Raw genomic sequence first — 13,292 nt, 5'->3', positions numbered from 1 at the left:
TGAGTTTCAATACTATCTTGGCGTCGCACCGAACATTCTCAGCGCGCGTTTGAAGAAGTTCGTCGATCTCGACATGATGATGCGCGTACCGCTTCCGGAGCACGCCGGACGCTACGAATATGTGTTGACCCAAAGGGCGCGGGATTTCCTTCCGACGTACCTCGCACTCAAGAAATGGGGCGATGACTGGCTCGCGGAGCCAGGAGGGCCGCAGGTGGTCTTCAAAGATCGGACCAGCAGGCGTCCGATCGAGTATCCCATCCTGCTGTCGGCCCGAGGTCAGCCGTTGCAGCTCGAGGACATCGAAATTGTTCCGGGCGCCGGCGCCGTGCCCTTTAACCGGAAGCGATTTGGCGGTCAGCCTGCGCGCCTAGGAAATAAACCAAAGAGTGCGGGTGGAGCGCTGCGCCGACCCGCAAGGTACAGGAAAAAATGAATGCGGCGTTGCGGGTCTCAATGACGTCCATCCCAACCCGTTCGAGGAGAAAATTGGGAGGCGCTTACCGCGCATCATAAACAGTAGTCATTGCCCGGCATAGCCCTCCGAAGGACGGCGTCGCTTCTGCTCGCCTATGACCGGGCGACCCAGTAATCACAGGCGTCAGCGTCTCATCACAAACTTCGGCGTTTACCGGATCGCCCGGTCAAGCCGGGTGTGTCGCGATAAACATGGTTACAGTTGCGGCAGCTGAACGAGCCGGCGCAACCGTCGTGCCGACGATTTGGCCACAGCGGCGGCCACCCATTACTACCTTGGCAATTCGCGAGATCGATCATGATAACAAGGAGCCGCTGGCGGTCTCACCTGGCGGCCGATATCAGCTCCGCGCACACGGCATCTCCCATCTCGCGCGTCGAGATCGCGGGCTTGCCGGTTGCGGCGATATCGGCGGTGCGGGCGCCCTTGGCGATGGCGGATTCGACGGCGCGCTCCAGCAGGTCGGCCTGCTGCGGCGCCTGCAGCGAATAGCGCAGGCACAGCGCAAAACTCAGGATCGCGCCGAGCGGATTGGCGATGCCTCGGCCGGCGATATCAGGCGCGCTGCCGTGGATCGGCTCGTACAGCGCATGCTGTTTGCCATCGGCGCGGAGCGGGCCGATCGAGGCCGACGGCAGCATGCCGAGCGAGCCTGCGACCATGGCGGCGCAGTCGGAGATGATGTCGCCGAACAGGTTTTCCATCACCATGACGTCGAACTGGCGGGGATCGCGCACGATCTGCATGGCGCAATTGTCGACATACATGTGGCTGAGCTCGACATCGGGATAATCGCGGTCGTGCAGCGCCTGCACGGTCCGGCGCCAGAGGCCGCCGGTCTCCACCAGCACGTTGGCCTTGTCCACCGAGCACAGCCGGCCGTGGCGGACGCGGGCGAGTTCGAAGGCTGCGCGGGCGATACGCTCGATCTCGGCCGTCGTATAGACCGTGGTGTTGATGGCGCGCTCGCCGCCATCGGGCAATTTCTCGATGCCGCGGGGGGTGCCGAAATAGATGCCGCCGCAGAGTTCACGCACGATCATCATGTCGCAGCCGTCGATCACCTCCGGCCGCAGCGTCGAGGTGTCGGCCAGCGCTTTCAGGGTGCGCACCGGGCGCAGGTTCGTGAACAGGTCGAGCTCGCGCCGCATGCGCAGGAGCTGATCGACCTTGCGCGCCTCGGCGGGCAGTTTTTCATAGCCGGGAGAACCGATGGCGCCGAACAGGATGGCGTCGGAGGCGAGAATCTCCTGCCAGGTCTCCTCGCGCATCAGGCTGCCGTGGCGCTCCCAGGCCGAAAGGCCGAACATCTCCTCGCGCAGGTCGATGCCAAGGTTGCGTTGGTCCCGAAACCATTCGGCGACGCGGCGCACTTCGGCGAGCACCTCGGGACCGATGCCGTCGCCGGCCAGGATGAGCACGCGGTGCATGGTTTCGGTCTCCTTCGAGCGAGTTCGATGGCCATCACCCGCGGCCCTGCCTTACCATCCTGTTGCGCAGGATTCCCAGCCCTTCGATTTCCAGCTCGACGACATCGCCGTCCTTCAGGAAGCGGCCGAATTCGAGGCCGCAGCCGTTGCCGACGGTGCCCGAGCCGAAGAACTCGCCGGGATAGAGGGTTTCCTCGTTGGAAACGTGGGCGAGAATATCCTCGAAGCTGTGGCCCATGGTGGCGGAATTGCCGCGCGACCATTCCTCGCCGTTGACCCGCGCCACCATGGTGAGACGATAAGGGTCCGGTATTTCGTCCGCCGTGACCAGCCAGGGTCCGAGGATATTGCCGGTATCGAAATCCTTGCCCTTGGCGGGACCGAGCTGTCCCGGCATCTCCCGCATCTGCGCGTCGCGGGCGCTGACGTCATTGAAGATGCAATAGCCGAAAATATGCCCGCGCGCGTCTTCGCGGCGGATGTTCTTGCCGCCGGTTCCCAGGATGGCGCCAAATTCCAGCTCGTAGTCGAGCATCTCGCAATAGCGCGGCCACTGCACGTCGGTTTCGGTGCCGATCACGCTGAAGCGGTTGCACTTGTAGTAGATCGGCTGCTCATACCAGACCGGCGGCAGTTCGATGGTCGCGGGATCGAGCTTCTCGCCCTGTCCGAACAAATAGCGGTTGGACCGGGCCTGCCGGATGTGCTGCTCGAAGCACAGAAAATCGCGCATCTGCCGCGGCTCCGGAAGCGGCGCCAGCAGGCGAACTTCCGCGCGGCGTACCTTCTCCTTGGGCTTGCGGACCAGTTCCCGGGCCGCTTCGAGCGCGGCCGCGCCGTTATCGATCAGCGCCAGCATGTCGCGGAAATGCGGCGCGGCCGGTTCGGATGCGGTGAAATCCGACAGCGTTGCTTCATCGGCCAGCAAGGCGCCGATATGACGCTGGCCGGCGCGTTCGAACGTCGCGAGTTTCATGGCGGCAGACTCCAATTGTCCCGTCAGTGCGGCTTTGCCGATGAGCGAACTTTTAGCGGGCGCGGTGCGCCGTCATTTTCCGTCCAGACGCAGTTCGGCCAGGATCGCTTGGGTGTGCTCGCCGAGCCGCGGGGCGCGGCGCGCGACGCGGCCGGGCGTCTGCGACAGTTTTACCGGCACGCCAGGCACGATCACCGGCTCAGCGCCGGGCTGCTCGATGCTGATGCGCATGTCGCGCGCGGCGAAGTGCGGGTCGGTCATGAGATCGTGGGCATCGAACACCGGGCCGAACGGAAAGCTGCCGTCGATCATGTTGTCGAGCTGCTTTCGCGTGTGCAAGGTCGTGAACGCTTCGATCATGGCTTCGATCTCGACGGCGTTGGCCCGGCGTGCGTCGTCTGTGGCGAACCTGACATCATCGAGCAGATCGGACCGCTGCATCACCCTGCACAGCTCTGTCCATTGCGCGCGATGCGGCGCGCAGACGGCGACCCAGCCGTCGGCGGCCTTGAAGATCCCGAACGGAACCAGATGCCGGTTGCGGCTGCCCTGCGGCGTCGGTACTATATTCTTGATGGAGTAGGCCTGATATTGCTCGTGGCAGAGGCTCGCGATCACATCCACCATGCTGACATCGACGAACTGGCCCTTGCCGGTGGTCCGTGCGGTCAGGAGCGCCAGCACGATGCCATAGGCGGTCATGATGGCCGGGACGCTGTCGCCCCATGGCGCGCCGATCGGCACCGGGGTCTCGGCGCCGGTGGTCGAGACGATGCCGCCCATGGCCTGCGCCACCAGGTCGAAAGCCGGCCGGTCGACATAGGGGCTCTTGCCGCTGCGCGGATCGCCGAAGCCGCGGATCGCGGCATAGACCAGTCTGGGATTGCGGACCGACAATACCTCGTAGCTCAGCCCCAGGCGATCCATCACCCCGGCGCGGAAATTCTCGATCAGGATATCGGCCCGATCGGCCAGTGCCAGCAGCGTGGCCTTGCCCTGGTCTGATTTCAGGTCGAGCACGATGCTTCGCTTGTTGCGATTGCAGTTGGCGAACAGCGCGCCGAAGGCGTGCTCGGTATCGGTGTCGCGGTGGCCGCCGATCTGCCGGCCCATGTCGCCGCTTGGCGGCTCCACCTTGATCACATCGGCGCCGTGATCGGCCAGCAGCTGGGCGCAGAGGGGGCCGGAAAGGGCCTGCGACAGATCCAGCACGCGCACGCCGGCCAGCGCGCCCCACGTTCCATCCGACGTCATCAGATTTAATTCCTCTCAGCCGATCGCGGCGCGCAACTAAATCCCGGCCCCGTACTTCTTCAGCGCGGCCTGCAGCTCGGCGTCGATGGTGACGGGATCGCCGCCGGCCTTTTTGACGGCGCCGGCCCAGCTGTCGTGCAGCGGCTTCACCGCCTTCTTCCATTCACCGAGCTCTTGGTCGGTCAAGGGATAAACCTCGTGGCCCTCCATCGACTTCAGCTTGAGCCGGCCGTTGGCTTCGAAGTCGGCCCAGGGGTCGTTGATCTTGGCGGCCCACTCCGCCGTGCAGTGGTCGTCGATGACCGTCTTCTGCGCCGGTGACAGCGAGTTATAGGTGTTGAGGTTGATGTTGTAGGTGAACATCGTGGTGTAGAGCGGCACGTCCATGTGATACCTGACGACCTTGTCGATGCCGAACAGCATCAGCGAGCCCCAGGGGAAGGTGATTTCGTCGGCGACGCCGCGCTCCAGCGCATCGCGCGATTCCGGCGCCGAGGCCTGCACATTGGTGCCGCCGAACAGCTTGACCATTTCGCCAATCGAGCTCTGGGCCGGGCGTACCTTGACGCCGTTGAGATCGGTCGGCAGCAGGATCTTCTTCTTGCCATGCAGCGCGCCGGGTTCGTGCATGAAGGCGAAGCAGAAGTGGGTGTCCTTCATCTCGGTGGCGGCATATTTTCGATACCACGCGTTGAGCGCCAGCACGCCCTTCTTGGGATCGGCGAACACGAAGGGCAGGTTGCCCGCCGCGATGATCGGGAACCGGCCGGGCTGATAGCCGGGGCTGACATAGGTCACGTCGGCGATGCCGTCCCGCGCCATGTCGTAATGATCGAAGGCCTTGCCGAGCTGCTCGGACGGAAACACCGTCATCTTGATGGTGCCGCCGGAAGCCTTCTCGATATCGGCGGCCCAGGCCTGCGTCGACGGCACCAGGGGATGCGCCGACGGCAGCCAGAGCGATACCTTCATATTGACGGTCTTGTCCTGGGCCAAAGCAGGCGTCACGGTCGCCGCCACCAGGATCGCCAGTAGTGCTCTCCTCACCGTTTTCCCCCCGTTGATTGCCGGGCGTTGATCGCCCCTTGGGTGATGGATCGACCGCCATCACTGTTGCAGCCCAGCTTCTCTGATCCGGTTCTGTCGTTCAGATCAAGCCCTGCTTTAGACAAAGCAATGGCGCGCCGCGAGACCTGATCCTACCCGCCGGGCGAAAGGGAGGAAATACCTGAAAGGTTCTCTCTATATCTCGAAAGCATCCGCCGCATGATGCGGCGCAATGCACACGCGGCGCGATGCTGACTTTAGCCGGTGAACGCGTATTGTGCTTCCCTCGGCCGCCTGGGCTAGTTTGGCGGCAAGCGGATCAATGCTTCGGGAGCACAATCGATGGACCAGCGCGTCATCAGCCGGGAACTTCCAAGACCTGAGCCGGACCTCACGGCCGAAGAGATCATCGATCGTGCGCGACGGTTGAAAGGCGCCATCCGCGCCGAGGCGCCGGATGCGGAAAAGCGCGGGCATTATTCGCCGGAGCTGCACGAAAAGTTCGTCAAGGCCGGCTTTTACCGCATTTTGCAGCCGCGCCGCTTCGGGGGCTACGAGTTCGATGTCCCGACCTTCTTCAAGGTAATGGTTGAGATTTCAACCGCCGACCCCGGCATCGGCTGGGGGCTGTGTCTGGGCTCCGGCCATGCGCTGCAGATCGGTTCCTATTTCCGCGAGAGCGCGCAGGCGGAAATCTTTGGGCCTGACGGCCATTTCATCGCGCCCTTAAGCGGCACCGGCAGCGGTCCGAACTGCAGGGCCGAACCGGTCCCAGGCGGCTACCGGGTCAGCGGCACCTGGCGCTATTGCTCGGGCGTGCCATACGCGACGCATTTCATGGGGCTGGCAAAAACCCCTGGCGAGAATGGCGAGCCGAAAACCCTGACCATCGTGGTGCCACACGGTTCCTACCGCATGCTCGACGACTGGGGCAATATTCTCGGCCTGCGCGCCAGCGGATCGAACAGCGTCGTCATCGACGAGGCCATCATTTCAGAAGAATTCACCTCGGAGCTGACGCTGGCGCCGGCGCTGCATGGCGATACCCCGGGCATCAAGCTGCATGGCAATCCAATGTATGCCGGACTGTTCTTCGGCTTCGCCGCCGGCGAACTGGTGTGCTCGCAGGTCGGCGCGGCCCGGGCCTCGCTGGAGGAATATGAGCGCGTCATCCGCACCACGCGGCCACGCTTTGCCCAGCACATGCTGAAATACGAGCATCACGACTGGCAGCGGATTTTCGGCCTGGCGCTATCGACCACCGAAGCCGCCGAGGCCGTGCTGTTGCGCAGCGGCGAGATCTACATGGAAAAGTGCCGCCTCAGCGTCGAGCAGGGCCGTCCCTTCACACTGGCGGACGCGCTGCAGCTGCAGGGTCTGCAGCATCAGGCGGCGCGGCTCGCCTGGGAATCGGGCCTGGAAACCTTCCGCGCCGCCAGTTCAACCAGTGCCATGGACGGTGAATTGATGCAGCGCTTTTTCCGCGACCTCGCTACCTTCAAGAACAACGCCACCCACCAGGCCGATTTCATCGCGCCGCGCATCGCGCAGGCGTATTTTGGCTTGCCGGTGAAGGAGTTCAGTTTGTGACGGCACGCGACAAGCGGCCTGTATACATTTTGCCAATTGAACGAATTGGTTGTTCGCCCGATCGAGATTGGTTCGGATCGCGGCCGGCCAAGAAATCAGGGATAGCCGCGCAGCATCAGCCGGTCGGCGTGGACTTCAAAGCTTTCCAGCCGGTCCAGAAAGCTCATGCCGAGCAGATTGGTCTTCATCTGGCCGTGCGGCACCACCAACGCCGGCACTGAACGCTCGACCAGTCTGCCGATGGCCAGACGATCGAGCGTGAGCCGGGCCGCCCTGGTATGTCCGCCCGCGGTCTCGACGTCGACGTCATACTCCAGCAGCTCCAGCGGCAGTCCGGCCGCTTGCGCCGTTTCATAGGTCAGCACCACCGAGGTGGCGCCGGTGTCGACCACCATCGGGGCGCTGACTCCGTTGATCTTGGCCTTGAGCGCGAATTCACCGCCCTTGCCGCGGGCGATCTGCACGGCGCGCGTTGGCTGCGTGGCGCGCATGCGCAGTAGTTCGGAGACGGTGTCGGTGGCGCGTGCCACCTGTTCCGGATCCTTATAGGCGACCACGGCGCCCACGGTGGCCGCGAGTACGATCAACGCGAGCAGAATACGGCTCACAGCTCTCCTCCCATGGCAATGTTCGTCAGGCGGTCTTTCCCTGGGATTCCACCCTGGGCGGAATCAGTCCGGCGTCGGCCATGCGCGACGCGAGTTGCGCCATCACCGCCCGACGCTCCGCGCTGTCCATCCGCTGCCAGCGGGCGATCTCCGGCAAGGTGCGTCCGCAGCCGAAACAAAGGCTGGTTTTGGGATCGATCAAACAGAGGGCGATGCACGGCGTTTCCTGGGTCATTTCGCGAGTGTGATGCCTGGCGGGGTGCCTGCGCAAGCGCCGCCGGTTATAATCCGGTTCCCGCGGTCATGATCGGCTTGTTGCGGGTACGGCGCTCGGCCGCGGCGGTTGTGGATTCCGGCTGCAGCGAGGGTGCTTCTTCCGCCATTGGCGCCAGCGCCGACATCACCCGCTCCGGCGGGAAGGTGACGATGACCTCGGTGCCGATGCGAAGCTTCGATTTCAGCGTGAATGTACCGCCGTGCATATCGATCAGGCTTTTTGCGATGGGCAGGCCAAGGCCCGCGCCCTGCTCGGCGGACTTGATCGAATTGGAGCCCTGGCCGAACGAGGCGAGCACGATCGGGATTTCGTCTTCGGCAATGCCCGAGCCGCTGTCCTTGACGCTGAGATATTGTCCGCCGGACGCGGTCCATCCCACTTTCAGCCAGATCTCCCCGCCCTGCGGGGTGAACTTGATGGAGTTCGACAGCAAATTCAGAACGATCTGGCGTGTGGCGCGCTCGTCGCCCCAAATTCGCGGCATGCCGTGCTCGAACACCTCGTGAATGGCGATGCCGCGGCTGGAGGCGCGCAGCTTCAGCAAATGATGGCAGTCGGCGACGACATGCACGAGCGATACGGCTTCCTCGTTGAGTTCGTACCTGCCGGCCTCGATCCGGGACAGGTCGAGAATCTCATTGATGAGATTCAAAAGGTGGACGCCCGAATTGTGGATATCGGCCGAATATTCCTTGTAGACCGGCACGCTGTGCGCGCCGAAAATCTCGCTCTTCATGACCTCGGAAAATCCGAGGATGGCATTCAACGGGGTGCGCAATTCGTGGCTCATCTGCGCCAGAAATCGCGACTTCGCGACGTTCGCCGCTTCCGCCCGATGCCGGGCCTCATCGGAGATCGCCTTGGCCTGCTCGAGCTCGCCGATCAGCGCATCCTTTTCGGCGCGCGCCTCCAGCGTCGCCAGCGTCGTCGAATGCAGCCGATGGGCGAGCAGGACGAAATAACCTTCCGCCGCGAGCGCCAGTATTGCCAGCGCGTAATTGTCGGACGTGCCGCCGAGCACGAAATTCAGTGCGATCGCCACAGTGACCGGGACGGTTGCCGCCAGCGCTGCGATCGGCAGGCTCGCCGCCAGCATGCTCGATACTGCGATCACCAGCAGCATCAGGAACATCATAAGGGTGTTGGAGACCACATTGTGGTTGGCGGGATGGATCAGGATCGCCATCCAGCCGAGGCCGTAGAGCAGATCGAGCAGAACAAAACGCGTTCGCCACTTGCGGGTCAGGGAAGAGGAGGCCTGCTCCGCAAGGAACCCGCGGCAACGGCGGAAGATGGCGGCATGGATGCAAAGCATCCCGCAAGTCCAGGCCGCCGCCGAGAACGGCTGCATCCAGAAACCGAACAACACACCGGCTGCCACCACGAGCAGCATGACCACATAGGAGGCAGAGATCCGCGTCTGGGCATATTGCCGGAGCAGTTCGCGATCGAAGGCAGGACGAGTTCCGCTGGTCGAGGTTAACCGGTCGCGGGCCTCGCGCACCCGCTGGGCGGCGGCACGACGGTTGCTGGCCGGCACCACAATCGGCGTTTCCACCGGAAGCTGCACAACTTCAGGCCTATCGGCGGGTTTACTCATTAGACAACACAAGTCCTGCGCGCAGTCGCGCGAGCTGCTGCATTGTCTATCTGTGGCGCTAAATAATTAAGACCTGCCTTAAATAACTAAAAAATCACGTTAATCGAAGGTTAAATTAACTTGTTCCGCGAGCGCCCGAGGTCAGCGTTCCAGCCGGGCCAGCAGGCTCGACGTGTCCCATCGCTTGCCGCCGATCTTTTCGACCTCCGAATAGAACGCATCGACCAGCGCGGTGACCGGGAGACTGGCGCCATTGCGCCGCGCTTCGGCAAGACAAATCGAGAGGTCCTTGCGCATCCACTGCACCGCAAAGCCGAAATCGAACTTGCCGTCGTTCATGGTCTTGTAACGATTTTCCATCTGCCAGGACTGGGCGGCGCCCTTCGAAATGGTCTCGATGACCGCATGGACATCGAGCCCTGCTCTTTTGGCGAAATGGATGCCTTCCGAAAGACCCTCGACCAGTCCGGCGATGCAGATCTGATTGACCATCTTGGTCAGTTGGCCTGCTCCCGCCGGCCCGAGCAGCCTGCACATCCTGGCATAGGCCACGATCACGGGCTCGGCCGCGGCATAGGCGTCCTCGCTGCCGCCGCACATCACGGTCAACACGCCGTTTTCAGCGCCGGCCTGGCCGCCGGATACCGGGGCATCGACGAACCGGAAGCCAAGCCTCTGTGCTTCCGCGTCGAGTTCGCGCGCGACTTCGGCGGAGGCCGTGGTGTGATCGACGAAGGTCGCGCCTTTGCTCATGCCCGCAAAGGCGCCATCGGCGCCGATGGTGATCGCGCGCAGGTCGTTGTCATTGCCGACGCAGGCCATGACAAAATCCTGGCCTTGCGCGGCGGCCCGGGGTGTCGCAGCGGTCTTGCCGCCGAACTTTTCGGCCCATGCCTTGGCCTTGGCCTCGGTCCGGTTGAATACCGTGACCTCGTGGCCACCTTTTTTCACCAGATGTCCTGCCATCGGAAAACCCATCACGCCGAGACCGAGAAAAGCGACTTTAGCCATGTGTGCAACCTTGGGGTTCGCCGGCATCGGGTCGCCGGATCGTGTTCTGCGATGTGCGGGCGGTGGGCCGTTTCGGTTCTCGAAACGGGTTCCGCTGAAAGGGTGGAAGCCGTACAATAAACCCTGCGCTATCGAGGGCAACGCCTTCGTTTGGCGCGCGGGCGTCGTTTTGTGCTAGGCTATGACCCTCGAAATCGAACATTTCAAGACCAAAGGGAGTGACACGCATGAGCGTCAGCGTAGGGGTGCTTGATCATTTCAACATCCGGACCCGTAAACTTGCCGACACGGTTCGGTTCTATGAGGACGTTCTGGGACTGGAGAAGGGTGCCCGGCCGAACTTCGCATTTCCCGGCGCGTGGATGTACAGTGAGGGCAGGGCGGTGGTCCATCTCGTGGATATCTCAGAGACCGACGAGCAACAGAAGCCCGATTCCGGCGTGGTCCATCACTTGGCCTTCGTAAGCCAGGGATTTGCCGGTATGCAGGCGCGGCTGAAGTCCAAGGGCATGCCGTTCGATTCGCGGCAGGTTCCGGGCGGGGACCTCTGGCAGATCTTCGTCAACGACCCCAATGGCGTCATGATCGAATTGAACTACGATGCCGCCAAGGAGCAGGGCGGCGGATCGGCGCCCACCGAGCGCCGGGATGATGTTGGCCAGGTAACCTTTTGAGCGGGACTGCTCTATCGGTCGCGTCCGAAAGCAGTCAGGAGATGCGCCGTGAGCGTTACGCAGCAACCGATTCTCGATGCGCTGGCCAAGATCGCCTCGCCGCGCGGCGTCGCCCTGACCAGTGCCAACGTGCTGTCGGCCATCACGGTCAATGACGGAAAAGTGTTCTTTTCCATCAATGTCGACGCCGCGGAGGCGCGGGCCTGGGAAAGCGTTCGCGCGCAGGCCGAAGCAGCTGTGCGCGCCATCCCCGGCGTCAGCCTCGCCATGATCGCGCTGACCGCCGAGCGAAAGCCGGCTTCGTCGCCGCCGCCGCATCGCCCCGCCCAGGGCGTGCCGCCGGTTTCGTCGCACCGGCCGCCGCAAAGTCCGACCTCGCCGATGTCGAAGCAGTCTGAAATCCCCGGCATTGCCGCCGTGATCGCGGTGGCCTCCGGCAAGGGCGGGGTCGGAAAATCGACCACCGCGCTTAATCTGGCGCTGGGCCTGCGCGATCTCGGTTTGCGCATCGGTTTGCTCGACGCCGACATTTACGGGCCGTCGGTTCCAAGACTCACCGGCATCCGCGAGAAGCCCGAGCTCAACGATGAGCGCAAAATGATTCCGATCCAGCGTTTCGGCTTGGCGATCATGTCGATCGGCTTCCTGGTCGAGGAGGATACCGCGATGATCTGGCGCGGGCCGATGGTGATGTCGGCGATCACCCAGATGCTGCGGGATGTCGCGTGGGGCACGCTTGATATTCTCGTGGTCGATATGCCCCCTGGCACCGGCGACGCGCAGCTGACGCTGGCGCAGAATGTGCCGCTGAAGGGGGCCATCATCATCTCGACGCCGCAGGACCTTTCCCTGATTGATGCGCGGCGGGGGCTGGCGATGTTCAGGAAGGTCAACGTGCCGGTGCTCGGAATTGTCGAAAACATGAGCTTTTTTCAGTGCCCGCATTGCGGAACCCGGTCGGACATCTTCGGTCACGGCGGCGCGCGCCAGGAGGCGGAGCGGCTCGCGGTGCCGTTTTTGGGTGAAATTCCGCTGCACATGTCGATTCGCGTCACCTCAGATGCAGGAACGCCCGTGGTGGAAAGCGAGCCGGATGGCCCGTATGCGGCGATATACCGGGCGATCGGTGAAAAGGTCCGCGATCAGCTCCAAGGCGCTATCGCCGCCGCCTGAGCTCGCTTCCGCGCCATATGCGACTTTGGTTTAATCCGCGCCGTCATGCCTTCGTCGCGTTTTCGCAGCCGTAACTTCCGTGTTAAAGCCCGCCCGCCAGGGCGTTTCGGTGGACCCCAAAATCGCTTCGCCGAAGGAAATGCTCTGGGAATATGGGACGCGCCCAACGAGGAGATGCCTGAATGAAGCGTCGTGATTTTCTGAAAGTGTCGGCAACCGGCGCCGCGGCGACCGCAGTGGCCTCGCCGGCGATCGCGCAATCCTCGCCGGAAATCAAGTGGCGCATGACGTCGAGTTTCCCGAAGTCGCTCGATACGATCTATGGCGGCGGCGTGGAGTTCGCCAAGTACGTCGCCGAGATGACCGACAACAAGTTTCAGATCCAGCTCTTTGCCGCCGGAGAAATCGTGCCGGGCCTGCAGGCGCTTGACGCGACCTCCAACGGCACTATCGAGATGAGCCAGACCGCTGCATATTATTACGTCGGCAAGGATCCGACATTTGCCATCTACGCTTCGGTGCCGTTCGGCCTCAATGCGCGCATGCAGAATTCCTGGTGGTATCAGGGTGGCGGCATGGAGCTCGGTAATGAGTTCTTCAAGAAATTTGGCGTGATCGGATTTCACGCCGGCAACACCGGCACCCAGATGGGCGGCTGGTTCCGCAAGGAGATCAAGACCGTTGCCGACCTGTCCGGACTGAAGTTTCGGATCGGCGGCATTGCCGGACAGGTGTTGCAGAAGGTCGGTGTGGTGCCTCAGCAGATTGCCGGCGGCGACATCTATCCCGCGCTCGAGAAGGGCACGATCGACGCAGCCGAGTGGGTCGGACCGTATGACGATGAGAAGCTCGGCTTTCAGAAGGTCGCCAAGTATTACTACTATCCCGGTTTCTGGGAGGGCGGCACGGCGGTGCACGCATTCTGCAATCTGGAGAAATGGAATTCCTTGCCGAGGAACTATCAGGCCATCGTCGCCGGTGCGGCGGCTCAGGCCAACAGCTTCATGGCCGCGCGCTACGACATGCAAAACCCGGCGGCACTGAAGCGTCTGGTGGCGGGCGGTACGCAGCTTCGTCCCTTCACCAACGAAGTGCTGGAAGCCTGTCTGAAGGCAACCAACGAGTTGTGGGCGGAAATCTCGGCCAAGAACGCCGACTTCAAGAAATCCATCGA

At 62.9% G+C, this 13,292-nt stretch carries 13 protein-coding genes; 5 read left to right on the top strand and 8 right to left on the bottom strand.

Annotated features, from left to right (window positions below):
- Nucleotides 1-436, top strand: a 436-nt coding sequence (locus tag ABSG20_RS16140) for a winged helix-turn-helix transcriptional regulator (RefSeq protein ID WP_423865511.1), incomplete at its 5' end; no start/stop codon positions are given.
- 365 nt (nucleotides 437-801) lie between these two features.
- Here ABSG20_RS16140 and leuB read toward each other — a convergent pair.
- From leuB to ABSG20_RS16120, 4 genes are all read right to left on the bottom strand, one after another.
- Nucleotides 802-1,908 (bottom strand): 3-isopropylmalate dehydrogenase, encoded by a 1,107-nt coding sequence (gene leuB, locus ABSG20_RS16135; RefSeq protein WP_423865510.1) that lies wholly within the window; start codon nucleotides 1,906-1,908, stop codon nucleotides 802-804.
- 34 nt (nucleotides 1,909-1,942) lie between these two features.
- Nucleotides 1,943-2,884 (bottom strand): fumarylacetoacetate hydrolase family protein, encoded by a 942-nt coding sequence (locus tag ABSG20_RS16130; RefSeq protein WP_423865509.1) that lies wholly within the window; start codon nucleotides 2,882-2,884, stop codon nucleotides 1,943-1,945.
- Between the two features lie 72 nt (nucleotides 2,885-2,956).
- Nucleotides 2,957-4,138, bottom strand: a complete 1,182-nt coding sequence (locus ABSG20_RS16125; protein WP_423865508.1) for a CaiB/BaiF CoA transferase family protein — start codon at nucleotides 4,136-4,138, stop codon at nucleotides 2,957-2,959.
- 36 nt (nucleotides 4,139-4,174) lie between these two features.
- Nucleotides 4,175-5,185, bottom strand: a complete 1,011-nt coding sequence (locus ABSG20_RS16120; protein ID WP_423865507.1) for a TRAP transporter substrate-binding protein — start codon at nucleotides 5,183-5,185, stop codon at nucleotides 4,175-4,177.
- 342 nt (nucleotides 5,186-5,527) lie between these two features.
- Between ABSG20_RS16120 and ABSG20_RS16115 the strand changes: the two genes are divergently transcribed.
- Entirely contained in the window at nucleotides 5,528-6,775 is a 1,248-nt protein-coding gene (locus tag ABSG20_RS16115) for an acyl-CoA dehydrogenase family protein (protein WP_423865506.1), read from the top strand.
- A 95-nt stretch (nucleotides 6,776-6,870) separates the two neighbouring features.
- On the opposite strand, the gene ABSG20_RS16110 is transcribed toward ABSG20_RS16115, so the two are convergent.
- From ABSG20_RS16110 to ABSG20_RS16095, 4 genes are all read right to left on the bottom strand, one after another.
- Complete coding sequence (locus ABSG20_RS16110; protein ID WP_423865505.1) at nucleotides 6,871-7,383, bottom strand: TIGR02281 family clan AA aspartic protease; 513 nt, start codon at nucleotides 7,381-7,383, stop codon at nucleotides 6,871-6,873.
- Between the two features lie 25 nt (nucleotides 7,384-7,408).
- Entirely contained in the window at nucleotides 7,409-7,618 is a 210-nt protein-coding gene (locus ABSG20_RS16105) for a DUF1289 domain-containing protein (RefSeq protein WP_423865504.1), read from the bottom strand.
- A 46-nt stretch (nucleotides 7,619-7,664) separates the two neighbouring features.
- Complete coding sequence (locus ABSG20_RS16100) at nucleotides 7,665-9,260, bottom strand: sensor histidine kinase (protein WP_423865503.1); 1,596 nt, start codon at nucleotides 9,258-9,260, stop codon at nucleotides 7,665-7,667.
- Between the two features lie 141 nt (nucleotides 9,261-9,401).
- Nucleotides 9,402-10,271, bottom strand: a complete 870-nt coding sequence (locus tag ABSG20_RS16095; protein ID WP_423865502.1) for an NAD(P)-dependent oxidoreductase — start codon at nucleotides 10,269-10,271, stop codon at nucleotides 9,402-9,404.
- Between the two features lie 227 nt (nucleotides 10,272-10,498).
- Here ABSG20_RS16095 and ABSG20_RS16090 point away from each other — a divergent pair, with 227 nt between their 5' ends.
- The 3 genes from ABSG20_RS16090 to ABSG20_RS16080 all read left to right on the top strand — a co-directional run.
- The gene (locus tag ABSG20_RS16090) at nucleotides 10,499-10,945 is read left to right on the top strand and encodes a VOC family protein (protein ID WP_423865501.1); all 447 of its coding nucleotides are present in this window, start codon (nucleotides 10,499-10,501) and stop codon (nucleotides 10,943-10,945) included.
- A gap of 48 nt (nucleotides 10,946-10,993) precedes the next feature.
- A complete protein-coding gene (locus ABSG20_RS16085) occupies nucleotides 10,994-12,118 on the top strand; it encodes an Mrp/NBP35 family ATP-binding protein (RefSeq protein ID WP_423865500.1) in 1,125 nt (374 codons plus the stop codon).
- Nucleotides 12,119-12,300: 182 nt separating this feature from the next.
- Nucleotides 12,301-13,292, top strand: a 992-nt coding sequence (locus ABSG20_RS16080) for a TRAP transporter substrate-binding protein (protein ID WP_423865499.1), incomplete at its 3' end; no start/stop codon positions are given.

Origin of the sequence: Bradyrhizobium sp. (assembly GCF_049512235.1) — a bacterium.
Lineage (GTDB): Bacteria > Pseudomonadota > Alphaproteobacteria > Rhizobiales > Xanthobacteraceae > Bradyrhizobium.
The sequence above is the reverse complement of the archived record's forward strand: the minus strand, read 5'-3'. Positions and strand labels throughout refer to the sequence as shown.

Bases quoted from the DNA above. Each gene is read 5' to 3' on its own strand.
- leuB (WP_423865510.1), bottom strand. From the start codon at position 1,908: ATGCACCGCGTGCTCATCCTGGCCGGCGACGGCATCGGTCCCGAGGTG.
- ABSG20_RS16130 (WP_423865509.1), bottom strand. From the start codon at position 2,884: ATGAAACTCGCGACGTTCGAACGCGCCGGCCAGCGTCATATCGGCGCC.
- ABSG20_RS16125 (WP_423865508.1), bottom strand. From the start codon at position 4,138: ATGACGTCGGATGGAACGTGGGGCGCGCTGGCCGGCGTGCGCGTGCTG.
- ABSG20_RS16115 (WP_423865506.1), top strand. From the start codon at position 5,528: ATGGACCAGCGCGTCATCAGCCGGGAACTTCCAAGACCTGAGCCGGAC.
- ABSG20_RS16105 (WP_423865504.1), bottom strand. From the start codon at position 7,618: ATGACCCAGGAAACGCCGTGCATCGCCCTCTGTTTGATCGATCCCAAA.
- ABSG20_RS16100 (WP_423865503.1), bottom strand. From the start codon at position 9,260: ATGAGTAAACCCGCCGATAGGCCTGAAGTTGTGCAGCTTCCGGTGGAA.
- ABSG20_RS16095 (WP_423865502.1), bottom strand. From the start codon at position 10,271: ATGGCTAAAGTCGCTTTTCTCGGTCTCGGCGTGATGGGTTTTCCGATG.
- ABSG20_RS16090 (WP_423865501.1), top strand. From the start codon at position 10,499: ATGAGCGTCAGCGTAGGGGTGCTTGATCATTTCAACATCCGGACCCGT.